This is a genomic window from Enterobacter sp. SA197 (genome assembly GCF_054131575.1).
In genome coordinates, this window is record NZ_CP096393.1 from 86,671 (window position 1) to 111,127 (window position 24,457).

The following is a 24,457-nucleotide window of genomic DNA, read 5'->3' on the forward strand; positions in this document are numbered from 1 at the left end:
CGGTTTCCCCTCGTATGCCGAGGGGAAACAATGCGGTTAAGCGCGTCTGTACAGCGGCAGCCAGATGGTCAGGCGTAACCCGCCCAGCGGGCTGTCATCCGCTTTTACCCAGCCACGGTGCTGCTGAATGGCGGTTTCGACGATAGCCAGCCCCAGACCCGTGCCCCCCGATTCACGATCGCGCGCCTCGTCGGTACGGTAGAAGGGGCGGAAAATTTGCTCTCTGTCTTCCGGGCTGACGCCAGGGCCGTCATCATCAACATTGATGGTAATGCCCTCTTTGTCGACGGCGAAGTTGACTTCGATTTTGGTGTGCGAATAACGCAGCGCGTTGCGCACGATATTCTCCAGCGCGCTTTCCAGCGCGTTGGGGTTGCCGTACAACGGCCACGGGCCCGGGGGGAAGTTGACCGTCAGCGTTTTGCCAACCTGCTCCGCCTCAAACGCGGCATTATCCAGCACCTCATTCCACAGGTGGTTCGCCTTCACGGTTTCGCTCACCAGGGCCGCTTTTTGCTGATTACGTGACATAACCAGCAGGTCATTAATCATACTGTCCAGGCGCTGTGCTTCGGTTTCAATACGCTCAAGCTCTTTGCTCTCCCCACTGCGGCGGCGCAGAAGCGCTGTCCCTAATTGCAAGCGGGTGAGGGGTGTACGCAGTTCGTGGGAGATATCAGAAAGCAGACGCTGTTGCGAGGTCATCATTCGCTCCAGCGCTGTGACCATCTGGTTAAAACTGGCCCCGGCGGCGATAAATTCCTGCGGCCCGGCTTCCAGCTCTGGCCGCTGGCGTAAATTGCCCTGGGCCACTTCATCCGCAGCGTTTTTCAACTTGCGGGCCGGTCTTGCGAGGCTCCATGCCAGCCAGAGCAGCAACGGCGAGCTAATAAGCATGGTGACGATAAGCAGCAGCAGCGGCCGGTCAAACAGCAGGTTGATAAAATCTGATTGAGAATTGCTGGCAGGGCGGATCAGATAGAGCTGGTAGCTATCCTCGCCGTCGCGGACGGAAAAGGGCCCTACCATCTCTACCCGCCCGTATTTTTTCTTCTGCGGGTGATCGGAGTTATCCGCCTGACCAATAAAGTTGCGGATAATCTGCATTTCATTGCGTTCTGCGCCTATCACGCGGCCTTCGCTGGTGACCAGCAGAAGGCGTTGTCCTGGCGGCGCCCATTTATCGATAGCGCGGAACAGTCTCCGCCACCACATCAGATCGTTCGGTGGGTCGTTGACCAGCTCCGCCTCGACGTGCTGTTCAATCATCACGCCCTGGCGCTGCTCGCTGTCGAGCAACTCCGTCATCTGGCGTGAATCAAGTTTTGGCACCATCAGAACCAGCATTAAAACCAGCGCCAGCGTCAGCCAGAAAATGGCGAAGATGCGGGCGGTCAAACTTCCTATCATGTAGCGGATACCATCAAATAGCCGCGACCACGTAAGGTTTTAAACCACGGATGGCCGTCCTTGCGGTCCGGTAGTTTGCGGCGCAGGTTAGAGATATGCATATCGATGGCGCGATCGAACGGCGTCAGGCGTTTGCCCAGCACTTCCTGGCTTAGATGCTCACGCGAAACCACCTGACCCAGGTGCTGCGCGAGCAGATAGAGCAGGGTAAATTCAGTGCCGGTAAGTTCAAGCGACTGACCATCGAAGCTGGCTTCCTGGCGACCCGGGTTCAGGCTCAGGCCATCTACTTCCAGGGTCGGAGAGCCGTTATCGGTGTTCTGCTGCTGTTCGCTCCAGTGGGAGCGACGCAAAATGGCGCGAATACGCGCGACCAGTTCGCGATCGTTAAAGGGTTTTGGCAAATAGTCATCAGCCCCCAGCTCAAGGCCGAGAACGCGATCCAACTCGCTGCCACGGGCCGTCAGCATAATGACGGGTGTCTGGTGTGTCTGGCGTAGCTCTTTAAGGGTGTCGATGCCATTTTTCTTCGGCATCATGACGTCGAGCAAAAGCAAATCGATACTGTCATCAAGGAGGTCGAGCGCCTGCTCCCCATCATGGGCAACCTGCACATTAAAACCTTCCATGTCGAGCAGCTCTTTTAACAGGGATGTAAGCTCTCGGTCATCATCTACTAAAAGAATCTTATTCATCGTTTAAATACCTCCGAGGCAGAAATTACGTCATCAAGAGTCGCTAATCCATGACTTTACGTTGTTTTACACCCCCTGACGCTTGTTTGCAGCCTGAATCGTAGACTGATTCTCGTTGATTCGCGACACATAAGATTTTGGGAGCAAATGATGCGCATTGTTACCGCTGCCGTCATGGCCTCAACACTGGCGCTCAGTACGATTGGCCAGGCAGCTGAAGTCGTAACAGGCGATAACTGGCACCCGACTGAGGGAATCGCGCAGCGTAATGGTCAGAACCATATGTTTGACGGCATAAATTTAACCGAGCATCAACGCCAGCAGATGCGAGATTTGATGCAGCAGGCACGGCACGACCAGCCCCCTGTTAATGTTAGCGAAGTGGAGGCAATGCATCGCCTTATCACCGCAGAAAATTTTGATGAAACCGCCGTGCGAAATCAGGCTGAAAAAATGGCGCAGGCACAGATAGCGCGTCAGGTTGAAATGGCTAAAGTCCGCAACCAGATGTATCACCTGCTCACGCCGGAGCAGCAGGCGGTTTTGAACCAGAAGCATCAACAACGGATGAACCAACTGCGCGACGTCGCGCAAATGCAGCAAGGTTCACCGTTGAAGTTCTTCAGTAGCAGCAGTACCCAGCGTTCCCAGTAATGAACCCTGTTTTCCTTGCCATAGACACCATCCCTGTCTTCCCCCACATGATGTGGGGGTTTTTTTTGCCCCGAATTCAGACCCCCTGATTTTGCGCCTGACAGGTGGCCTTTCGTTATACTACCCACACAAGAGTGGGGAGTCCTTATGAACGAATCTTACGGACGCCTGGTCAGCCGTGCTGCTATCGCAGCCACGATCATGGCGTCGTCATTATTGGTAATTAAAATCTTTGCATGGTGGTATACCGGTTCGGTCAGTATCCTGGCCGCGCTGGTCGATTCGTTAGTGGATATCGCCGCTTCGCTCACTAACCTTCTGGTGGTGCGTTATTCACTGCAACCGGCAGACGATGAACATACCTTTGGTCACGGCAAGGCTGAATCTCTCGCTGCGCTGGCGCAAAGTATGTTTATCTCCGGTTCGGCGCTGTTTCTGTTTTTAACCGGCATTCAGCATCTGGCGAACCCGGAACCTATGCATGCCCCTGGTATTGGTGTGGTTGTAACGCTGATTGCGCTGGTTAGCACTGTGATCCTGGTCACCTTTCAACGTTGGGTGGTGCGAAAAACCCAGAGTCAGGCGGTCAGGGCAGATATGCTTCATTATCAGTCTGATGTTATGATGAACGGTGCAATTTTGGTCGCGTTGTGGCTGTCGTGGTACGGCTGGCATCGTGCAGATGCCCTGTTTGCATTGGGCATCGGTTGTTATATTTTATACAGCGCGTTACGTATGGGATATGACGCCGTTCAGTCTCTGCTGGACAGAGCATTACCGGATGAAGAGCGTCAGGATATTTTCAATATTGTCACATCCTGGCCGGGCGTCAGTGGCGCACATGATCTTCGCACAAGGCAGTCCGGCCCAACACGGTTCATTCAAATCCATCTGGAGATGGAGGATAACCTCCCACTCTTTCAGGCGCATCTTGTGGCTGAACAGGTGGAACAGGCGATTCTGCAGCGTTTTCCAGGGTCCGATGTCATTATTCATCAGGATCCCTGCTCGGTAGTACCTCAAGGACGATAGGCGCGTTGAAGCTGTCGTATTTCGTTGTAAAAAAAGAGAGTCAGACCCGCATTTAGTGTATAAATTACCGCCATATGGTCTGACCTGAATCAATTCAGCAAAAAGCGATTGATATAATATTTGCATCATAGTCGTTTGCCCTGCGGGGCCTCGTTTTGGCCAACAGAACATTATTTTTGCATTCCTAAGTTCAGAGGTAGTCATGATTAAAAAAATCGGTGTGTTGACAAGTGGCGGTGATGCGCCGGGCATGAACGCAGCAATTCGTGGCGTTGTCCGTGCAGCATTAACTGAAGGTCTGGAAGTCGCGGGTATTTATGATGGTTACCTCGGCCTGTATGAAGACCGTATGATTCAACTGGATCGCTATAGCGTGTCAGACATGATTAACCGTGGCGGCACCTTCCTCGGCTCCGCGCGTTTCCCGGAGTTCCGTGAAGAGCACGTTCGCGCCGTGGCTATCGAGAACATGAAAAAACGCGGCATCGATGCGCTGGTGGTTATCGGCGGGGACGGTTCCTATATGGGCGCCAAACGTCTGACGGAAATGGGCTTCCCATGCATCGGCCTGCCAGGCACCATCGACAACGATGTGGCCGGTACTGACTACACCATCGGCTACTTCACTGCACTGCACACTGTGGTAGAAGCGATTGACCGCCTGCGTGACACCTCTTCTTCTCACCAGCGTATCTCTATTGTTGAAGTGATGGGGCGTTATTGTGGTGACCTGACTCTGGCGGCCGCCATCGCTGGTGGTTGTGAGTTTATCGTGCTGCCGGAAGTAGAATTCAGCCGTGAAGACCTGGTTGCCGAAATCAAAGCCGGTATTGCGAAGGGTAAAAAGCACGCCATTGTAGCTATTACTGAGCACATCTGTGATATCGATGAACTGGCGAAATATATCGAAACTGAAACTGAGCGTGAAACCCGTGCGACGGTGCTGGGTCACATTCAGCGCGGCGGCTCCCCGGTTCCTTACGACCGCATCCTGGCTTCCCGTATGGGTGCCTACGCCATCGAACTGCTGCTGCAGGGCCACGGTGGACGTTGCGTCGGTATTCAGAACGAAAAAATGGTGCACCATGACATCATTGACGCTATCGAGAATATGAAGCGTCCGTTCAAAGGCGACTGGCTGGACTGCGCTAAAAAACTCTACTAATCCTCATTAAACGCCCTCTGCACCGAGGGCGTTTCTTTTCGCTTCAGATATTCCCCAAAGTTATAGCCAATCTTCTTTTATTCTTTAATCATCGCATCGCTTTCTGGCAGGCTGAGTACATCAAAATACCTGACCTGAGAGAGTGGGCGATGAATAAATGGGGCGTGGGACTTACCTTACTGCTGGCATCCGGCAGCGTTCTGGCAAAGGACATTCAGTTATTAAATGTGTCGTATGATCCTACGCGTGAGTTGTACGAACAGTACAACAAAGCGTTCAGCGCACACTGGAAGCAGGAGACGGGCGATACTGTCACTATTCGTCAGTCTCATGGCGGTTCTGGTAAACAGGCGACCTCCGTCATTAATGGCCTGGATGCTGATGTCGTGACGCTGGCCCTGGCGTATGACGTGGATGCGATTGCCACGCGTGGCAGCATCGACAAAAACTGGATTAAACGCCTGCCGGATAACTCCGCGCCTTACACCTCGACCATTGTATTTCTGGTGCGTAAAGGCAACCCGAAACAGATTCATGACTGGAATGATTTGATCAAGCCGGGCGTGTCCGTCATCACCCCAAACCCGAAAAGCTCAGGCGGCGCGCGCTGGAACTACCTGGCGGCGTGGGGCTACGCGCTGCACCAGAACGGTGGCGATCAGGCAAAAGCGCAGGAATTTGTGAAGGCGCTGTTTAAAAATGTAGAAGTACTGGATTCCGGCGCACGTGGGGCAACCAACACCTTCGTAGAGCGCGGTATTGGCGATGTGCTGATTGCCTGGGAAAACGAAGCCCTGCTGGCGACGAAAGAACTCGGCAAAGATAAGTTTGAAATCGTGACCCCGAGTGAATCTATCCTCGCGGAACCGACGGTTTCCGTCGTTGATAAAGTGGTGGCGAAAAAAGGCACCCAGCAGGTGGCTGAAGCCTACCTGAAGTATCTCTACACGCCGGAAGGTCAGGAGATTGCAGCGAAGAACTTCTATCGTCCCCGTGACAAACAGGTTGCGGCGAAATATGAAAGCGAGTTCCCGAAACTGAAGCTGTTTACCATTGACGATGTCTTTGGTGGCTGGACAAAAGCGCAGAAAGCGCACTTCTCCAATGGCGGCACTTTCGACGAAATCAGTAAACGCTAATCCCCGGGCGGCCCTTAACGGGGCCGTTTTTGTTTTCCCCTTCGGACGTTATTTTCTTACCCTCCTGCGCTATGCTTCATGTTCTGCCTGAAATGAGGACGGCTAATGAAGATGGTGCTCCGAACCGTAAGCGTGCTGGTGATGTTAATGCTGCTGGCGGCGGCTTACGGCGCGTACTGGTGGCACAGCGGCGACAGGGATCAACTTCGCCAGACCGTGATCGGGCAATGCGTCCCTCATCAGCGTGATAAACAGCAGCCCGAACCCTGTGTTCAGGCTAACCTGGACGCGGGTTATGTGTTGCTCAAAGACCGACACGGCCCGCTGCAACATCTTCTTATGCCCACCTACCGTATTAACGGGATTGAAAGTCCACTGTTACTGCAGCCCTACACGCCGAACTTTTTCTGGCAGGCCTGGCAGTCGCGCGGGGTGATGGAAAAAAGGCACGGCGGCCCGGTTCCGAATAGTGCGATTTCACTGGCCATCAACTCCCGTACCGGGCGCACTCAAAACCACTTTCATATTCACATCTCCTGCCTGCGTAGCGACGTGCGAACCACGCTTGACCGTGAAGCAGCCAGTATTAGCAGCCGCTGGCTGGCGCTGCCCGGTGGACTGCTGAGGCATCACTATCTGGCGCGGCGGGTCACGGAAGCCGAACTGGTAAAGCGCAGTCCGTTCCTGATGCTGGCAGAAGAGGTGCCTGGTGCCCGTGACCATATGGGACGGTATTCACTGGCCCTGGTGCAGCAGGCTGATGGCTCCTTTGTGCTTCTGGCAACACAACGAGATGCGCTCACCTTTAACCGCGGGTTTGCGGAGGAACTCCAGGATCATCAGTGCACTATCCTGAACTGATCCCACCAGATTTGGCGTTTACCAGGCAAGTCTGTCGCCCTACACTTGCCGAAATTATCTACAGGAGACAGGCATGTCGCTCTGGTTTACTCACCCTCTGTTCCTTCCTTCCGTAATCGTTGGCATAACCATCGTGCTCTGGGCGACCTCGCTGTTGCCGGAGTTCATCACGGCGCTGTTGTTTTTCACCGCGGCAATGATTGCCAAAATTGCGCCGCCGGACGTTATCTTTGGCGGCTTCGCGTCTTCGGCGTTCTGGCTGGTGTTCAGCGGTTTCGTGCTCGGCGTGGCGATTCGCAAAACCGGGCTGGCCGACCGGGCCGCACGGGCATTGTCTTCTAAACTGACGGATTCGTGGTTGCTCATGGTGGCAAGCGTGGTTCTGCTAAGTTATGCGCTGGCCTTTGTGATGCCCTCCAATATGGGGCGTATTGCGCTGTTGATGCCCATTGTGGCGGCAATGGCAGCACGGGCGGGTATCGCGGAAGGCACGCGCGCCTGGTACGGACTGGCGCTGGCGGTCGGGTTTGGTACCTTCCAGCTCTCTGCGACCATTCTGCCTGCGAACGTCCCCAACCTTGTCATGAGCGGGGCGGCGGAAGGATCGTACGGCATTCACCTGAATTATGTTCCTTATCTGCTGTTGCACACGCCGGTGCTCGGCATACTCAAAGGTCTGATCCTGATTGGCCTGATTTGCTGGCTCTTCCCAGGCAAACCGCATGCTGCAAAAGAAATGGCACCGTCAGAACCCATGAGCCGGGCAGAGAAGCGGCTGGCATGGCTGCTGGCCGTTGTTCTGACGATGTGGGTGACGGAGAGCCTGCACGGCATTGGCCCGGCGTGGACGGGCCTGGTAGCGGCCTGCATTACGTTGTTGCCACGGGTCGGCTTTATCAATGGCGAGGAGTTTTCCAGCGGCGTGAATATTCGTACCTGTATCTACGTAGCCGGTATTCTGGGGCTGGCGATTACAGTGACGCAAACCGGGATCGGTGCGGCGGTGGGCAACGCCCTGCTGCATGTGATGCCGCTTGATCCGGAGAAGCCGTTCACCAGCTTCCTCGCGCTGACCGGCATCACGACGGCATTAAATTTCATCATGACCGCCAACGGCGTGCCGGCGCTTTTCACCACCCTGGCACAGAGTTTCTCCGATGCTACCGGGTTCCCGCTGCTGTCGGTAATTATGATTCAGGTGCTGGGCTATTCCACGCCGCTGCTGCCGTACCAGGCGTCACCGATTGTGGTGGCAATGGCGCTGGGTAAGGTGCCTGCCCGGGCGGGAATGTTGTTATGTTTCGCGCTGGCGGTGGCAACGTATCTGGTGCTGTTACCGCTGGATTATGCGTGGTTTAGCGTGCTGGGGAAATTGTAGGTCTTGATGGGTCTGTGCCCCTCTCCCTGCAGAGAGAGGGGCCAGGAAATTACGCTTTGGCGGCTTCTGCTGCTTTAACGATCACCGCAAAAGCGTCAGCTTTCAGGGATGCACCGCCAACCAGCGCGCCGTCGATGTCCGGCTGAGTGAAGAGTTCAGCCGCGTTGGACGCATTAACTGAACCGCCGTACTGGATGATCACTTGCTCAGCCACTTTCGCGTCGGCTTTAGCAATGTGGTCACGGATAAATTTGTGAACGGCCTGTGCCTGCGCCGGGGTAGCTGATTTGCCGGTGCCGATAGCCCATACAGGTTCGTATGCAATAACAGCGCCTTCGAAGGCCGCAGCGCCCTGGGTTGTCAGCACGGCGTCAATCTGACGCGCGCACACTTCTTCCGTTTTACCCGCTTCGTTTTCTGCTTCGGTTTCACCGATGCACAGAACCGGGATCAGACCCTGCTCTTTCAGCACGGCGAATTTCTTCGCGATGAATTCATCAGATTCTTTGTGGTAGGTACGACGCTCAGAGTGACCAATGATGATGTATTTCGCACCAATATCTTTCAGCATTTCAGCGGAGGTTTCGCCGGTGAATGCGCCAGACAGGTTAACGTCAACGTTCTGCGCGCCCAGCACGATGTGGCTGCCGTCAGCGGCGTGTTTTGCCAGATCGAGGTACATATCAGGTGGCGCGATGGCTACGCCACAACCGGTAACGCCAGCCAGCTCTTTACGCAGGTTAGCAACCAGTTCGTTTACCATATGGCGGCTGCCGTTCAGTTTCCAGTTACCCATCACCAAAGGATGTCGCATTTTTACTCTCCACGCACGAAGCGAATTAAGGAATATAGCTACCCCTCAGGGCAGCGTGGTCTGTGAAACAGTATAGAGATTCGTCCCTGCAAAGGCTTTGCTTTTTGTCATTTATTGTCGCCTTGGGTGCTCTCAGATAACGTCAGCTTAATCGGTTCAACTGCGAAGGTCAGCCCCTTTTCACCGTCATCTGCGACAACATAGCGAATCGCACCTTCCGTTTCGGCATACCATAATTTGTTTTTGCCGCTGTTCAGGAGCTTTTGCAGTTTTTGCAGGCTTTGCGCTTTTGTAAGACCGGGCGAAAACTCCCGCAGCACCGCAGCCATATACTCCTGCGCTTTCGCTCTGGACGATTTTTGCTCTGGTCCTCTGATGGGGAGCCAGGTTATCTGCATTGACTTAATTTTCAGCGTACCGCGCTCCAGTGCCGTGGACGCATAAAGATTGTCATTAATCCTGGTGGCCGCACGGGTGATACGCGCCGTGTCAGCACCCGATTCAATGGCGCGGAACTCATTCAACGCAAGCGCAGGATTGTCCTCATTAAAACTTTCCCGGAACTGGCTGATAGATTGTTCAAAGGTCGGGGCACCGGGCAATAAATAGGGTGCCGCCGGTACGGATGAGGCATCGTCTGCATGCGCAGGCGAAACTATCATCAGTGCCGCCAACAGGAGCCACCAGGTTTTCATCAACATCATCCTCATTTCATTTTGCTCACGATTAAAACGATAACCGCCGGGCTTGTCAAAAAGTCGCGCCGCCAGGGTAAACTAGCCGCATCACGATAATAAGGAACCTTACATGGGTATTCAGCAGTGGTTATTCTCAATTAAAGGGCGCATTGGCCGCCGTGACTTTTGGGTATGGATGGTCATCTGGGTGGTGGCAATGGCGGCGCTCTTTTATGCGGTCAGTTTCAGTCTGCTTGCCAGCCAGACTGCGGCGTTCATGCTGGTTTGTCTGCTCTGGCCGACCGCCTGCGTGGTCATTAAACGCCTGCACGATCGCGGCAAATCTGGCCCCTGGGCACTGTTATTTATACTCGCCTGGATGCTGCTTGCCGGGAACTGGGATATGTTAAACGCCACGTTGCAGTGGGCTGTCGGACGTTTTGTGCCTGCGCTTATCATGGTGGGAATGTTCATTGACCTGGGCGCCTTTGTGGGCACCCAGGGTGAAAACAAGTTTGGTAAAGATACGCTGGACGTAAAGTACCGCTAATCACCAGTAGTGTTCCGCCGTCATATGGCCCGGTCGACGGCGTAAGTGTTTGGCCATCTGCCGGGTCTCTTTCAGCAGTTGCTGCGTATCACGCACCATCTGCGGGTTACCGCACAGCATCACATGGCTGGTCTCTGGCGTCATCGGTAATCCGACGGCCTCCTCCAGTGCGCCGCTCTCGATAAGTGCCGGTACGCGCCCGGTCAGCGAACCTGAAACCGTTTCGCGGCTCACCACCGTCTGAATGCGTAATTTGCCTTCGTAGCGCTGCTGAAGCTCCAGCATCATCGGCAGGTAGCTGAGATCGGCGGCATAACGCACCGCATGTACCAGCACCAGATTTTTAAAGCGTTCGAGATCTTTGCCCTCCTGCAAAATCGACAGGTAAGGGCCAATAGCCGTGCCGGTGGCCAGCATCCACAGGGTTTCGCAGTCCGGCACCTCTTCAAGCACAAAGAAGCCAGCGGCTTCGCTAACGATCAGAATGTCATCCCCTGGCTGGAGTGCGGCCAGGCGAGGGCTAAGTTTGCCTTCCGGCACGGTGACCAGATAGAACTCAAGATCAGGATTTCCTGGCGCGTTAACGTGTGAGTAGGCGCGTTGCACCCGTTCCCCGTCGATTTCGAGCCCGAGCTTGGCGAACTGTCCGGCGGTGAAAGGAAGGATGGGGGCATGAACGGTCAGGCTGAACAACGCGTCGGTCCAGAACTCGACTTTAACCACTTTTCCTGTAACCCAGTCGGCCATGATTTTCTCCTGTTCAGAATCATTGCCTTATCTTCGTCGTGAATGGAGAGGATTTCCAGCCCGTGAGCACCGGAAAGCTCTCCCTGACAAATATACCCGCCCTGCGTAAGGTTGCAGATGCCTTGGCTACACGCCTTCACGCGAATCACTTACGAATAAGTTCATCGGGATGGCTCGCTGCCGTCAGCCTGCAACCTGGGTGATGCAGGAGACACACTTACAGAATATGGGTCTGCACGTCCGGGTCTTTGCGATCCAGATAATGAATTGACTGAATACGGCGAATGGTGCGTGATTTGCCGCGAATCAGCAGGGTTTCGGTGGTGGCGATATTGCCTTTGCGGCTGATACCGTCCAGCAGGTCGCCTTTGGTGATGCCGGTCGCGGAGAAAATCACATTGTCACTGCGCGCCATGTCGTCCAGACGTAACACGATACCCGCTTCGATACCCATCTCCTGGCAGCGTGCCAGCTCATTTTCCCCGATACGTCGGTTCGCTTCACTGTCACCTTTCACATGATGACGAGCCAGCAGGCGGCCCTGCATATCTCCGTCCAGTGCACGGATAACGGCAGCGGAGACCACACCTTCTGGTGCGCCGCCAATTCCGTAGAGCACGTCAACTTCGCTGTCCGGCATACAGGTCAGAATGGAGGCGGCAACGTCGCCGTCCGGAATGGCAAACACGCGCACGCCGAGTTTCTGCATGTCGGCAATGGTCGCTTCGTGACGTGGCTTCGCCAGAATGGTCACCGTCAGCTCAGCGAGCGGTTTACCCAGCGCAGCCGCGACGTTACGCAGGTTCTCATCCAGCGGCAGGTTGAGATCAATCGCGCCTTTTGCGCCCGGCCCGACAATCAGTTTTTCCATGTACATATCCGGTGCGTTGAGGAAGCACCCTCGATCGCCCACCGCCAGCACCGCCAGGGCATTCGCCTGGCCCATCGCGGTCATACGCGTACCTTCAATCGGGTCCACGGCGATGTCCACCGCATCCCCTTTGCCGGTACCGACTTTCTCACCGATGTAAAGCATTGGGGCTTCGTCTATCTCCCCTTCGCCAATGACGATGGTGCCGTCGATGTTGACCTGATTAAGCATGATGCGCATCGCGTGAACTGCTGCGCCGTCAGCTACGTTCTTATCACCGCGCCCCAGCCACTTGTAACCAGCAAGCGCCGCCGCTTCCGTCACGCGGGAAAATTCAATGGCAAGTTCTCGTCTCATTGCATACTCGTGAAGTCAAAGAAATTGCGCGAAGTTTAACACAGAGAGGGCGCGAGGGTGCGGCCGGGTCCCCTCACCCTAACCCTCTCCCCAAAGGGGCGAGGGGATGGTACGGTGCGGTTTTCTATCCAGGTGCAGCGGTGTCGGTTTTCATCCACTCCCAAAAGGATGAGGGGATTGTACAGCGCGGTTTTTTTCCGGAACGGAGGGTGAGTGAACGGGGCTGGTTTTCACCCTCTCCCCGTTGGGGAGAGGGCAGGGGTGAGGGGATTACTCGCCGTGATCTTCCCACGCCAGGGCGCGTTTTACTGCTTTCTTCCAGCCGTTGTAACGCACGTTACGCTCGGTGGTTTCAATACCGGGGCGGAATTCGCGCTCAATCACCGCCTTCTCTTGCAGTTCATCCAGATTCTGCCAGAAACCAACGGCCAGACCGGCCAGATAGGCGGCACCCAGCGCCGTCACTTCACGCACTTCGGGGCGCTCCACGCGGGTACCCAGAATGTCGGACTGGAACTGCATCAGGAAGTTGTTGGCGACGGCACCGCCGTCCACCCGCAAGGCGTGCAGACGAATGCCGGAGTCGGCCTGCATCGCTTCCAGCACATCCCGTGTCTGATAAGCAATGGATTCCAGGGTGGCGCGGATGATGTGGTTTGCATTCACCCCACGGGTCAGACCGAAGACTGCACCACGGGCATAGGGGTCCCAGTAAGGCGCGCCCAGACCGGTGAACGCAGGCACAACGTACACGCCATTTGTGTCTTTCACCTTGGTAGCAAAATACTCAGAGTCAAACGCATCGCTGATGAGTTTCACCTCGTCGCGCAGCCACTGAATAGACGCACCCGCCATGAACACCGCACCTTCCAGTGCATAGTTCACTTCACCGCTTGGGCCACAGGCGATGGTGGTCAGCAGACCATTTTCTGATTTCACCGCTTTCTCACCGGTGTTCATCAACATAAAGCAGCCGGTACCGTAAGTGTTCTTCGCCATCCCTTCTTTGACGCAAAGCTGGCCGAACAGCGCCGCCTGCTGGTCACCGGCAATCCCGGCGATCGGAATACGTGTACCACCTTTACCACCAATATTGGTCTGCCCGTAAACTTCAGAAGATTTGCGGACATCCGGCAGCATCGCGCGTGGAATATCCAGCGCTTCCAGCATCTTGTCATCCCATTCCAGCGTATTAATGTTGAACAGCATGGTACGGGAGGCGTTGGTGTAGTCGGTCACGTGTACGCGTCCCTGGGTCATTTTCCAGATAAGCCAGGTATCAACGGTACCAAACAGCAGTTCGCCGCGTTTTGCTCGCTCGCGTGAGCCTTCAACGTGGTCGAGGATCCATTTCACTTTCGTTCCGGAGAAGTACGGGTCAACCACAAGACCGGTGGCGCTACGCACGTATTCTTCCATACCATCACGTTTTAGTTGCTCGCAAATATCCGCGGTGCGGCGGCACTGCCAGACGATGGCGTTATAAATCGGTTTGCCGGTTTCACGTTCCCAGACAATCGCCGTTTCACGCTGGTTGGTAATACCAATCGCCGCGATCTGATCGGAGTTAATATCGGCTTTTGCCAGCACTTCAACCAGGGTGGAGCTCTGGGTAGCCCAGATTTCCAGGGGATCATGTTCAACCCAGCCTGGCTTCGGATAAATTTGTTCGAATTCGCGCTGGGATACGCTGATGATGTTGGCGTCATGGTCCATTACAACGGCGCGGGAGCTGGTAGTGCCCTGGTCGAGCGCAACGATATATTTTTTTTCAGTCATGATTTATGTCCCGTAGTCACATTACAGCGAAGCTTTTTGTTGAGCGGTAGGCGTGGAATCTTTCTCTTCCACGGCGCAAACATCACACGGCAGATGGCGGCCAATCAGTTTACGATAACCGAAGGCACCCAGCGCTGCGCCGACAATCGGCCCGAACAGCGGCACGAGGAAGTAAGGAATATCTTTACCGCCGGTGAAGGCAACATTGCCCCAACCTGCCAGCCAGGCGAACGCTTTCGGCCCGATATCACGTGCCGGATTCATCGCAAACCCGGTCAGTGGGCCCATAGAAGCACCAATAACCGCGATCAGCAGGCCGATCAGCAGTGGCGCAAGTGGACCACGTGGAATACCGTTACCATCGTCCCCTAACGCCATAATGACGCCCATCAGAATAGCGGTAATCACCATTTCAACCGCGAAGGCCTGCACAAAATTGATATGTGGGTTAGGGTAAGTTGAGAAAATGCCCGCGAGATCAATACTTTCAACCGTCCCACGTACCATGTGGTGAGTTTGTTCGTAATCGAGGAAAAGATTGTAATAAAGCCCGTAAACAAGCGCAGCAGCGCAGAACGCACCGGCAAACTGGGAAAAAATGAAAGGAGCAACTTTGCGCCCGTCAAAACAGGCAAAGAGCCACAACGCGATTGTCACTGCCGGGTTAAGGTGTGCGCCGGAAACCCCTGCGGTCAGGTAGATGGCCATCGCCACACCCAGGCCCCAAATGATACTGATTTCCCACTGTCCGAAGCTGGCGCCCGCCACTTTCAGCGCAGCAACGCATCCCACACCGAAGAAAATCAACAACCCGGTTCCGAGAAATTCGGCGATGCACTGGCCTTTTAAGGTTGAGGTTTGACTCATAATCGGATCCTGCCAAGAGTTTAATGGTTATTGTTTGCATGGAGGTCGGGCTCCACGATGTCGTGTAGACATACTGTTAATTTATCGTTAACGCTCACAAACGAGAAATATCGAAATTAAAATGTGTGTGCTACGTCAATAAAATGAGCGTTTTCGCGCTATGAGGCGCGTTTGCGAATGATGTGAACATTGAGTGAAGTGTGAACTGAATCATTTTTGTAACCCATAATTTAACAATTAAGGAGTAGGCCCGCCAGCAGCCCAGGCATAACCTGAAAAGTGTTGCAAAGCTTGATCTGCGCGGCTTGTCGCTGGACAGGGGCGGTAGGGCTTCATACAATCGGACACCAGGGCCATGCGCTAAACATTGAGGCGTCGCCGTTCACGGAACGAAGCTGTACCCGAGAGGTGCAACTGTTCATCAACGCCTTGCAATTCAGGAGAGGTATGACGATGTCATTAGAAGTATTCGAGAAACTGGAAGCAAAAGTACAGCAGGCGATTGATACCATCACGTTGTTGCAGATGGAAATCGAAGAGCTGAAAGAGAAGAACAACAGCCTGAGCCAGGAGATTCATTCTGCTCAGCAGGGTCGTGAAGAGCTGGAACGTGAAAACAACCAGCTTAAAGACCAACAGCATGGCTGGCAGGAGCGGTTGCAGGCTCTCTTAGGGCGCATGGAAGAAGTCTGATTACGCTTTATCTTTCGCGCCGTAGCGGCGTTGGCTGCATTCGCTCACCCCGGTCACATAGTTATCTATGCTCCCGGGGATTCGCTTACTGGCCGCCTTGCTACAACACGAAATCTTTCGCGTAATGTTGAGGTTATCTTTCGCGACGTAGCGGCGTTGGCTGCATTCGCTCACCCCGGTCACATAGTTATCTATGCTCCCGGGGATTCGCTTACTGGCCGCCTTGCTACAACACGAAATCTTTCGCGTAATGTTGAGGTTATCTTTCGCGACGTAGCGGCGTTGGCTGCATTCGCTCACCCCGGTCACATAGTTATCTGTGCTCCCGGGGATTCGCGTACTGGCCGCCTTGCTACAACACGAAATCTTTCGCGTAATGTCGGGTTTATCTTTCGCGCCGTAGCGGCGTTGGCTGCATTCGCTCACCCCGGTCACATAGTTATCTGTGCTCCCGGGGATTCGCGTACTGGCCGCCTTGCTACAACACGAAATCTTTCGCGTAATTGTTGATTTCAACTTGCGCGTAAAATAAAAAGGGCACCCGAGGGTGCCCTTTTTATATAAAGCGAAAGCGAACTACTCGATATCTAACGCATCTTCGGAAAGGATAATACCGGTGTTGTCAGCATAGAGATGGTCGCCGGAGAAGAAGGTCACACCGCCAAAGTTGACGCGGACATCGCTCTCACCAATCCCTTCTCCTGCTGCTCCCACCGGGATGGCGGCAATGGCCTGAATACCCAGATCCAGTTCCTCAAGGTCATCAACCTGACGCACCGCGCCATAGACGACAATGCCTTCCCATTCGTTCTGGGCGGCGATGCGGGCAAGATCCGCATCAATCAGGGCACGGCGCACCGAACCACCGCCATCGACCAGCAGTACGCGACCACGGCCATTCTGTTCGAGCAGATCATAGAGCAACCCGTTATCCTCGAAACATTTCACCGTGATGATTTGACCGCCAAACGACGACCGTCCACCAAAATTGGAGAACAGCGGTTCCACGACGTTGACATCTTCCTGGTAGATGTCACAGAGCTCAGACGTATCGTATTTCATAGGCTTAACGTTCAGTTGCTGCGAGAATAGTCAGTATATCGCGCATCACGCGTTGTTGGCAAAATCATCAATTGTTAATTGACCTTCGTCAGTTAAAAATGCACCTGACTTAAGATAATCCCAATCACAAACAATAAGTTAGTTAACAACGCCCCTTTTACCGTGCGTTCGAGCATCGGCGGCATAGCGTTCGGATTCAGTTCGCGCATCACAAAGCGCGCCTGTTTGAATAACAGCGGAGTGGCAAGCAGGAACAACCAGCCCCAGACGCTCTGCAACGAAAGCAGGTTAAACAACGCCAGACAAAGGAGCGCGCCCGCCAGCAGGCCGGCATGATAACGTCGGGCATTCACCGGGCCTAAACGAACGACGAGGGTGATTTTGCCGTTCACCCTGTCGCTGTCGATGTCGCGCAGATTATTGATGTTAAGCACGGCCGTAGCCAGCAGGCCGCAGGCGGTAGCAGGCAGGAAAATCGCCGGGCTCAGCATGTGTGCCTGGAGATACCAGCTTCCCATGACGCTCAGCCAGCCGAAGAAAATCAGCACCGAGACATCACCCAGGCCAATATAACCATAGGGGCGCTTGCCGACGGTATAGGTGATAGCGGCCACAATTGACAATCCACCCAGTACTACGAAACCGATAAAGTCCATCAATGTATGGGTGGCGGTCAGCAGCAGTAGCAGACCTGAAATACAGCTCAGAACGATGACGATAATCAGCGCGCGTTTCATCTGCTCAAGGGAGATCGCCCCTTTTTGCATCCCACGCAGAGGGCCAATACGGTCAGGTTTATCGCTGCCTTTGACAGCATCGCCATAATCGTTAGCCAGATTGGAAAGAATTTGCAGGAGGCCGGCGGTGCTTAACGCGAGTATGGCAACCAGGGGATCAAAGAAACCCTGCCACCAGGCGAGTGCCGTGCCCACCACAATGGCGGCAAAAGCCAGCGGAAGGGTTTTAGGCCGCAGGCTTTCCAGCCAGGCCTGGGTGCGGCTCAAAGGTTGTGTCTCGGTCATAATCCCAGCCAATAATAAAAATGGGGGCATAAGCCCCCATCAAAAATGATGAAAACGTTGTGGCGGGGATTATAAGATAAAACGGCTCAGATCTTCATCTGCCACTAAAGCATCAAGATGCTTACTCACATAGTCGGCATCAATAGTAATACTTTCGCCATTCAGGTCGCTTGCGTCGTAAGAGATATCTTCCATCAGACGCTCCAGCACTGTGTGCAGACGACGCGCACCAATGTTCTCGGTGGTTTCGTTGACCTGCCACGCAGCCTGAGCGATACGCTTGATCCCATCATCGGTAAACTCAATGTTCACGCCTTCGGTCGCCATCAGCGCTTTGTACTGTACGGTAACAGAGGCGTTTGGCTCGGTCAGGATGCGCTCGAAATCTTCGGTGGTCAGCGCTTTCAGTTCAACGCGAATCGGCAGACGGCCCTGTAATTCCGGGATCAGGTCTGACGGGCTGGCAACCTGGAACGCACCGGAGGCGATAAACAGGATGTGGTCCGTTTTCACCATGCCGTGTTTTGTGGAGACAGTACAACCTTCCACCAGCGGCAGCAGGTCACGCTGAACGCCTTCACGGGAGACATCCGGGCCGGAGGTGTTGCCACCACGTTTACAGATTTTGTCGATTTCATCGATAAAGACGATACCGTGCTGCTCAACCGCGTCGATAGCATCCTGCTTCAGCTCTTCCGGATTGACCAGTTTGGCAGCTTCTTCTTCCACCAGCAGTTTCATCGCGTCTTTGATTTTCAGCTTGCGCGGCTTCTGCTTCTGACCGCCCAGGTTCTGGAACATCGACTGCAACTGACTGGTCATCTCTTCCATACCCGGAGGGGCCATGATTTCGACACCCATCGGGGCCGCGGCGAGATCGATCTCAATCTCTTTGTCATCCAGCTGCCCTTCACGCAATTTTTTGCGGAATGACTGGCGAGCGGCGGACGGTTCGGCAGGCTGCTCTGCTTGCCCCCAGTTGTTTTTTGCTGGTGGGATCAGCACATCCAGGATGCGCTCTTCGGCCATCTCTTCCGCGCGGTAACGGTTTTTCTCAATGGCCTGGACACGCACCATTTTTACCGCAGCATCGGTCAGATCGCGAATGATGGAATCCACTTCCTTACCAACATAGCCCACTTCGGTGAACTTTGTAGCTTCGACTTTAATGAAAGGCGCATTGGCCAGCTTCGCCAGACGGCGGGCAATTTCGGTTTTACCGACACCGGTCGGGCCAATCATCAGAATGTTTTTTGGGGTCACTTCATGGCGCAGCTCTTCATCAAGCTGCATACGGCGCCAGCGGTTACGCAGCGCGATAGCGACGGAGCGTTTCGCCGCGTCCTGACCGATGATGTGTTTGTTCAGTTCGCTGACAATTTCGCGTGGGGTCATTTCAGACATGGGAGATCCTTACGCCTTGGAGGTCAATTCTTCAATGGTGTGGTTATGGTTGGTATAGATGCAGATGTCTCCTGCAATATCCAACGCTTTCACCGCGATATCGCGCGCATTCATGTCGGTGTTTTCCAACAGTGCGCGGGCAGCTGCCTGGGCGTACGGGCCGCCGGAGCCGATAGCAATGAGGTCGTTTTCAGGCTGAATGACGTCACCGTTACCGGTGATGATCAAAGACGCGGTTTCGTCCGCGACGGCCAGTAGCGCTTCGAGCTTGCGCAGCATGCGATCTGTGCGCCAGTCTTTCGCCAGTTCAACGGCGGCTTTCACCAGATGGCCCTGGTGCATTTCCAGTTTACGTTCAAAGAGTTCAAACAAGGTGAACGCATCGGCGGTTCCGCCGGCGAAGCCCGCGATAACTTTGTCGTTATACAAACGACGGACTTTTTTCACATTGCCTTTCATAACGGTATTGCCCAGCGTGGCCTGGCCATCACCGGCGATAACGACCTGGCCGTTACGGCGTACGCTTACTATTGTTGTCACGAGCAGACCCCCTGGTTAGGAATACAGAACAGAAGCCCCGTACAGGTACGGGGCCGAATGCAAATATAGATGGGGGGGATTTTGGGGGTTTCAACCCCCGGAGGCGAGACGGATACAGTTTGTGTGGCCGGCAATCTTCAGGCGGCTGATGGTTCCATCTGCGTTATCTTTCCCTTTCACCGGGCCGATGACCACGCGGTTCCAGCCGTTGCTGCTGGTGATGCGGGAGTCAAAACCTTCGAAAGCGAGCTGAGCGCGCACGGTTTCAGCCTGCTCTGCCCCTTTAAACGACCCGCACTGCACCATCCAGCGGCGGTCATCTTTCTTCTCAGCGGCTGGCTTAGGCGCTTCGGTTTCATGGGTTATCGGCGCACTCTGCTGTGTTTTTGGCGCCGCTGCGGTCGTGTGTGCAGGCGTTTGCAGTAAATCCTGATAAGGCTGCTGGTTACTGCTCACGGGCCTCTGCGTCTGCGTCTGGCGCGGCGGCTGTTGTACCGGCGCATTTTGTACCGTACGTGCTGGCTGAGAAGGCTGCGAACGCGGCTGCTCCGCCCACTGCTGTTGCTGCTGAAGCTGTTGCTGTGCCTGACGCTGGCGCTGCAACGTTTGCTGGCGTTGCTCTGCCGTCTGTTCATTCCACGGCACCTCATTGAGCTGCGTGGGCTGCTGGCGCATATCAGCTTGCATCTGCGCGAGCAATTGACGTTGCTCGCCTGTCAGCTGATCGGCGTTCTGTACTTCGCCGCCGGCAGAGGGTTCCGTAGGCGCACGTACGCCCGGCTGGCGGCTTTCAAGTTCTTTGATATAACGCCAGCGCTCTTCTGGTTTTGGCGGTAAGCCATTGCCTGCCACTTTCTGGCTCTGCAGGGTTTCGGACTCTTCTTTTTTGTGGTGAGTAATAAAGTACAGACCACCGATAAAGGCCACCACCACGGCAGCGGCGATCGCGACCATCGCTGGCGAGACAGCAGACGAACTGCGTTGCTTTTTCCTTGGGCTACTCTTTTTCTGCCGCGAAGGAGCCGACTGGCTGCGGCGTACATAATCTCGTTGTGCCACTATCGTTTCGCTGTATTTATTTCGTTTATCAGCCCGCCATGTTACTTAAGCGACGGGCTTTTGACCAGAAGAGGGATTCTGATAACCCATTTACGTTAGGTCAGCGCTTTTGTCGAGCCACGAATGATCAATTCGCAGTCCAGCAAGCGGGAACCACTACTGACACTATGTCCTTGCAGCTGATCCAGCAAGAGCAACATCGATTCGCGGCCGATGTCGAAACGCGGCTGGGCGACGGTGGTCAGCGGCGGATCGCAAAACTCTGCCAGCGAGATGTTATCAAAACCAATAATGGATAAATCGCGTGGGACCTGGAGGCCGTGGCGTTTGGCATGCGACAGCGCGCCGAGCGCCATGATGTCGCTATGGCAAAATACAGCGGTTGGTGGCCTGGGTAGAGACAAAAGCTGCTCCAGCGCGTTGCTGCCTGCAGCAAAGGTAAAATCTCCACGCGCAATATAATGAGGATCAACGGTGAGTCCGGAGCGACGCAACGCCTGCACATAGCCCTGTAAACGGTAGTGACAGAGCGGCATCTCTTCCGGGCCGGCAATACAGCCAATCAACTGATGTCCCTGCTCATGCAAATAGTTAACGGCGTTGAAGGCAGCGGTGAGATTATCGATATGGACGGTGGGTAGCTCCAGCTCGGGCGCGAATTCGTTGGCCATGACCATCGGGGGCAGATTACGTTGCTCTTCAATACTGGCATCAAAGGGTAAACGCGAGCCCAGCAGCAACATACCGTCAATCTGCTTGGTGATAATCAAGTCGATAAAGGTCTTTTCCTGCTGGTTCTGATGGGCGCAGTCGCCAATCAAAACCAGATAACCGTTTTCTGCGGCGGTCACTTCGATGCCGCGAATTATTTCGCTAAAAAAGGGATCGCAAATGTCAGGGACAATCACCAGGATGGTCCGGGATTCATTGCGTTTAACATTGCGTCCCATCGCCTGCGGCAGGTAACCCACTTCCATTGCCGCCTGTTCCACCCGATTACGGGTTGCCTGCGATACCTTATCTGGATTCATTAACGCACGGGATACCGTTGCGGTCGAAACGTTCGCTTTAACGGCAACATCTTTCATGGTCGCAGTTGCAACCGGATTCCTGGTCTTCACCTTCTTCTCCTCGCCTGCGCGGCGCACGCGCAGAGACATTTTTATCAGATAGTTAACCAGACCGGTTACAGTATTTTCAGCAAAAGTGTGATGAAAGTTAAATTTTTAGACCCGCCTCGCAAGCTTAGCTCTCAGCCGGGTCCACATCCAGGGTCCACTTCACTTTACGCGCGTCGGGGAGGGTATTGATAAGCGCCAGCGTGCCGCTGATAACCTGTTGCAGACGAACGCGGGAGGGGTGCTGAAGTAAAAGCTGCCAGCGCCAGCGCCCGGCGCGCTTGGGTGCCAGGGCGGGCACCGGGCCTAACACCCACAGTTGCTGGTCTGCAAGCGGGCTCGATTGCAGCAAATTCTTCAATTGCTGGAGGAAGAGAGGGGCCTGCTGATTGTTATGATCTTCAGCACGGATGATCACATGGCTGGTCCAGGGGGGAAGTTGCATGGTCTGACGTTCTGCCAGCGCTTGCTCTGCGAAGGTGTCATAGCCTTTATATAACAGCGTTTGCAGCAGGGGATGCTCCGGGTGGTGGGTTTGTAATACAACCTCACCTTGTTTTCCCGCACGGCCCGCACGGCCGGAAACCTGCGTATAGAGCTGGGCGAAACGCTCAGCAGCGCGAAAATCCGCAGAGAACAGCGCGCCGTCCACGTCCAGCAAGGCAACCAGGGTGACGTCCGGAAAGTGGTGACCTTTCGCCAGCATCTGGGTACCAATCAGAATACGCGCACCACCCCGATGAACATCGGCAAGATGTTGCTCCAGTGCCCCCTTGCGGCTGGTAGTATCGCGGTCAACGCGGGAGAGGGGCACGTCGGGAAAGAGGGGCGTCAGGGCCTGTTCAAGCTGCTCGGTTCCCAGCCCCACCGGCACCAGATGCGTCGACCCACATGACGGACACTGGCGCGGGACCTGGCGCTGGCTGTCGCAATGGTGACAGCGAAGCTGGTGTTGAGACTGATGCAGCGTGTAGTAGTGATCGCAGCGGGGGCATTCGGCAATCCAGCCACAGTCATGGCAGAGCAGCGCAGGTGCGAACCCACGGCGATTAAGGAAAAGAATAACCTGATTACCCGCCTGCAGATGCTGGCGCATGCGGTTGATTAGCGCTGGCGCTAAACCAGCCTGTAACGCCTGCCCTTTTAAATCCAGCACATGCTGGACCGCAGGGCGAGCCCCACCGGCGCGGCGCGTCAGGCGCAGCATGTGGTATTTCCGCGCCCGTACGTTGTGCAACGTTTCCAGAGCGGGGGTGGCGGAGCCTAAAATAATCGGTATCTGTTCACTATGCGCACGGTATACCGCCAGATCCCGCGCATGGTAGCGCCACCCTTCCTGCTGTTTATAGGAGCTGTCGTGCTCTTCATCAATCACGATCACCCCGAGGTTCTTAAAGGGCGTGAACAGCGCCGAACGCGTGCCGATAACTATCGCCGCCTCGCCGTTTTTTGCTTTCAGCCAGGCGGACAGCCGCTCGCTGTCGTTAAGGCCGGAGTGCAGCACCTCAACGGGGGCGGAGAAGCGTTCGCGAAAGCGGGCGATAGTTTGAGGCGTCAGGCCGATTTCCGGCACCATCACCAGCGCCTGTTTACCCTGTGACAGCGTGTTTTCCAGCACGCTCAGGTAGACCTCGGTTTTCCCTGAACCGGTGACCCCCGCCAGTAGCCAGGCGGAGAATCGGTCATCGGCACTGCGGATCGCCCCGACGGCGGTAGCCTGCTCGGTATTGAGCCTTAAACGCTCGCCGCTGACGGAAAAGCCCACCCGCCAGTCCTGCCACGCCGGTTCCTCACTGTTAAGCTCCGCCAGCCCTTTTGCACGTAATGATTGCAGTGCGGCTTCAGTGAAATCGAGCTGCGTGACTTGATGACGCCAGATGCGCCCCTGGCGTAAAGCGGCAAGGGCCTGCTGCTGTTTGGGGGAGCGTTTGAGCGTATTAATGTCGACAGCCAGCCCCTGTTCGGTGGCAAACCAGAACCACTGCACGGTCGCGCTGGCAGGTTTGCCCTGACGCAGCAAAATTGGCAGTGCGTTGGAGAGCACGTCGCCAATCGGGTGGTGATAATAATCCGCTGCCCAGAGCAGAAGTCGCCAGAGTGAGCCAGCAATCACCGGTTCGCTGTCCAGGACCTCAATGACCTCTTTCAGTTCATGAACGGGGAGTTCACTCTGCTCGCTAACCGCGACCACAATGCCGACACGCTCCTGTTTACCGAAAGGTACACGCACGCGACAACCTGCACTGACGGGCATGCTCTCGGGCAGGCGGTAGTCAAAGGTGCGAGGCAAGGGTACAGGCAGCGCAACGTGGGCGACGGGCATTTGTGGATCCTGACTTGAAAACTGGCGGGATAGTATACACATTGTTAACGGTGGGGCGCGGATCAGTTTGCATACACTGGTTAATTTCTGTATGATTCGCCGCCTTTGGTGCGTATTCACGCAGCCAAAACATTATTGCCCGAGAATTTTGCGTCCCTGCGGCGTGAAAGGCGACGGGAAATTATTAACTTCGCGTGGTGTCTGGCGTTAGGGCTGGAAGAGCGACGCGGCCTTAAACTG

23 protein-coding genes are annotated in these 24,457 nt (G+C 55.0%); 8 read left to right on the plus strand and 15 right to left on the minus strand.

The window, feature by feature from the left end:
- Nucleotides 1-36: 36 nt before the first annotated feature.
- Entirely contained in the window at nt 37-1,410 is a 1,374-nt protein-coding gene (gene cpxA / locus M1D91_RS00415; RefSeq protein ID WP_437432242.1) for an envelope stress sensor histidine kinase CpxA, read from the minus strand.
- Nucleotides 1,407-2,105, minus strand: a complete 699-nt coding sequence (gene cpxR / locus M1D91_RS00420; protein ID WP_437432243.1) for an envelope stress response regulator transcription factor CpxR — start codon at nt 2,103-2,105, stop codon at nt 1,407-1,409. Before cpxR ends, cpxA begins: the two co-directional genes overlap by 4 nt.
- Before the next feature lie 150 nt (nt 2,106-2,255).
- Between cpxR and cpxP the strand changes: the two genes are divergently transcribed.
- The 6 genes from cpxP (at nt 2,256) to M1D91_RS00450 (ending at nt 8,334) form a co-directional block, all read left to right on the plus strand.
- Nucleotides 2,256-2,759 carry a cell-envelope stress modulator CpxP gene (gene cpxP / locus M1D91_RS00425; RefSeq protein ID WP_437432289.1) on the plus strand — a complete coding sequence of 168 codons (504 nt, stop codon included), beginning with the start codon at nt 2,256-2,258 and terminating at the stop codon, nt 2,757-2,759.
- Between the two features lie 147 nt (nt 2,760-2,906).
- A complete protein-coding gene (gene fieF / locus M1D91_RS00430; protein WP_437432244.1) occupies nt 2,907-3,791 on the plus strand; it encodes a CDF family cation-efflux transporter FieF in 885 nt (294 codons plus the stop codon).
- Between the two features lie 202 nt (nt 3,792-3,993).
- Nucleotides 3,994-4,956 (plus strand): 6-phosphofructokinase, encoded by a 963-nt coding sequence (gene pfkA, locus M1D91_RS00435; RefSeq protein ID WP_437432245.1) that lies wholly within the window; start codon nt 3,994-3,996, stop codon nt 4,954-4,956.
- 149 nt (nt 4,957-5,105) lie between these two features.
- Nucleotides 5,106-6,095, plus strand: a complete 990-nt coding sequence (locus tag M1D91_RS00440) for a sulfate ABC transporter substrate-binding protein (protein ID WP_437432246.1) — start codon at nt 5,106-5,108, stop codon at nt 6,093-6,095.
- A 105-nt stretch (nt 6,096-6,200) separates the two neighbouring features.
- Nucleotides 6,201-6,956, plus strand: a complete 756-nt coding sequence (locus M1D91_RS00445) for a CDP-diacylglycerol diphosphatase (RefSeq protein ID WP_437432247.1) — start codon at nt 6,201-6,203, stop codon at nt 6,954-6,956.
- Between the two features lie 73 nt (nt 6,957-7,029).
- Nucleotides 7,030-8,334, plus strand: coding sequence for an SLC13 family permease (locus M1D91_RS00450; RefSeq protein WP_437432248.1), 1,305 nt, complete (start codon nt 7,030-7,032; stop codon nt 8,332-8,334).
- 49 nt (nt 8,335-8,383) lie between these two features.
- Here M1D91_RS00450 and tpiA read toward each other — a convergent pair whose 3' ends face one another.
- The gene (gene tpiA, locus M1D91_RS00455) at nt 8,384-9,148 is read right to left on the minus strand and encodes a triose-phosphate isomerase (RefSeq protein WP_437432249.1); all 765 of its coding nucleotides are present in this window, start codon (nt 9,146-9,148) and stop codon (nt 8,384-8,386) included.
- A 107-nt stretch (nt 9,149-9,255) separates the two neighbouring features.
- Nucleotides 9,256-9,843, minus strand: coding sequence for a DUF1454 family protein (locus M1D91_RS00460; protein WP_437432250.1), 588 nt, complete (start codon nt 9,841-9,843; stop codon nt 9,256-9,258).
- A gap of 112 nt (nt 9,844-9,955) precedes the next feature.
- Here M1D91_RS00460 and M1D91_RS00465 point away from each other — a divergent pair, with 112 nt between their 5' ends.
- Nucleotides 9,956-10,375: a DUF805 domain-containing protein gene (locus tag M1D91_RS00465; RefSeq protein ID WP_437432251.1), complete on the plus strand. Its 420-nt coding sequence runs from the start codon at nt 9,956-9,958 to the stop codon at nt 10,373-10,375.
- On the opposite strand, the gene fpr is transcribed toward M1D91_RS00465, so the two are convergent.
- The 4 genes from fpr to M1D91_RS00485 all read right to left on the minus strand — a co-directional run bounded on the left by fpr (nt 10,376) and on the right by M1D91_RS00485 (nt 14,996).
- The gene (fpr, locus tag M1D91_RS00470) at nt 10,376-11,122 is read right to left on the minus strand and encodes a ferredoxin--NADP(+) reductase (protein WP_437432252.1); all 747 of its coding nucleotides are present in this window, start codon (nt 11,120-11,122) and stop codon (nt 10,376-10,378) included.
- 217 nt (nt 11,123-11,339) lie between these two features.
- On the minus strand, nt 11,340-12,350 hold the full coding sequence (gene glpX, locus M1D91_RS00475) for a class II fructose-bisphosphatase (RefSeq protein WP_437432253.1): 1,011 nt from the start codon (nt 12,348-12,350) through the stop codon (nt 11,340-11,342).
- Between the two features lie 270 nt (nt 12,351-12,620).
- Nucleotides 12,621-14,129, minus strand: a complete 1,509-nt coding sequence (gene glpK / locus M1D91_RS00480) for a glycerol kinase GlpK (protein ID WP_437432254.1) — start codon at nt 14,127-14,129, stop codon at nt 12,621-12,623.
- A 21-nt stretch (nt 14,130-14,150) separates the two neighbouring features.
- Nucleotides 14,151-14,996, minus strand: coding sequence for an MIP/aquaporin family protein (locus M1D91_RS00485; protein ID WP_437432255.1), 846 nt, complete (start codon nt 14,994-14,996; stop codon nt 14,151-14,153).
- A gap of 447 nt (nt 14,997-15,443) precedes the next feature.
- Between M1D91_RS00485 and zapB the strand changes: the two genes are divergently transcribed.
- Nucleotides 15,444-15,689 carry a septal ring assembly protein ZapB gene (gene zapB / locus M1D91_RS00490; protein ID WP_121497563.1) on the plus strand — a complete coding sequence of 82 codons (246 nt, stop codon included), beginning with the start codon at nt 15,444-15,446 and terminating at the stop codon, nt 15,687-15,689.
- A 576-nt stretch (nt 15,690-16,265) separates the two neighbouring features.
- Here the strand turns inward: zapB and rraA are convergent.
- The 7 genes from rraA to priA all read right to left on the minus strand — a co-directional run bounded on the left by rraA (nt 16,266) and on the right by priA (nt 24,217).
- Complete coding sequence (gene rraA / locus M1D91_RS00495; protein WP_437432256.1) at nt 16,266-16,751, minus strand: ribonuclease E activity regulator RraA; 486 nt, start codon at nt 16,749-16,751, stop codon at nt 16,266-16,268.
- Between the two features lie 92 nt (nt 16,752-16,843).
- Complete coding sequence (menA, locus tag M1D91_RS00500) at nt 16,844-17,773, minus strand: 1,4-dihydroxy-2-naphthoate polyprenyltransferase (protein ID WP_437432257.1); 930 nt, start codon at nt 17,771-17,773, stop codon at nt 16,844-16,846.
- 69 nt (nt 17,774-17,842) lie between these two features.
- On the minus strand, nt 17,843-19,177 hold the full coding sequence (gene hslU, locus M1D91_RS00505; RefSeq protein ID WP_437432258.1) for an HslU--HslV peptidase ATPase subunit: 1,335 nt from the start codon (nt 19,175-19,177) through the stop codon (nt 17,843-17,845).
- A 9-nt stretch (nt 19,178-19,186) separates the two neighbouring features.
- Complete coding sequence (gene hslV, locus M1D91_RS00510; protein ID WP_014072345.1) at nt 19,187-19,717, minus strand: ATP-dependent protease subunit HslV; 531 nt, start codon at nt 19,715-19,717, stop codon at nt 19,187-19,189.
- Nucleotides 19,718-19,807: 90 nt separating this feature from the next.
- Entirely contained in the window at nt 19,808-20,776 is a 969-nt protein-coding gene (ftsN, locus tag M1D91_RS00515) for a cell division protein FtsN (RefSeq protein ID WP_437432259.1), read from the minus strand.
- A 95-nt stretch (nt 20,777-20,871) separates the two neighbouring features.
- Nucleotides 20,872-21,864 carry a DNA-binding transcriptional regulator CytR gene (gene cytR / locus M1D91_RS00520; protein ID WP_457976306.1) on the minus strand — a complete coding sequence of 331 codons (993 nt, stop codon included), beginning with the start codon at nt 21,862-21,864 and terminating at the stop codon, nt 20,872-20,874.
- A 157-nt stretch (nt 21,865-22,021) separates the two neighbouring features.
- Nucleotides 22,022-24,217 carry a primosomal protein N' gene (priA, locus tag M1D91_RS00525; protein ID WP_437432261.1) on the minus strand — a complete coding sequence of 732 codons (2,196 nt, stop codon included), beginning with the start codon at nt 24,215-24,217 and terminating at the stop codon, nt 22,022-22,024.
- Nucleotides 24,218-24,457: the final 240 nt, after the last annotated feature.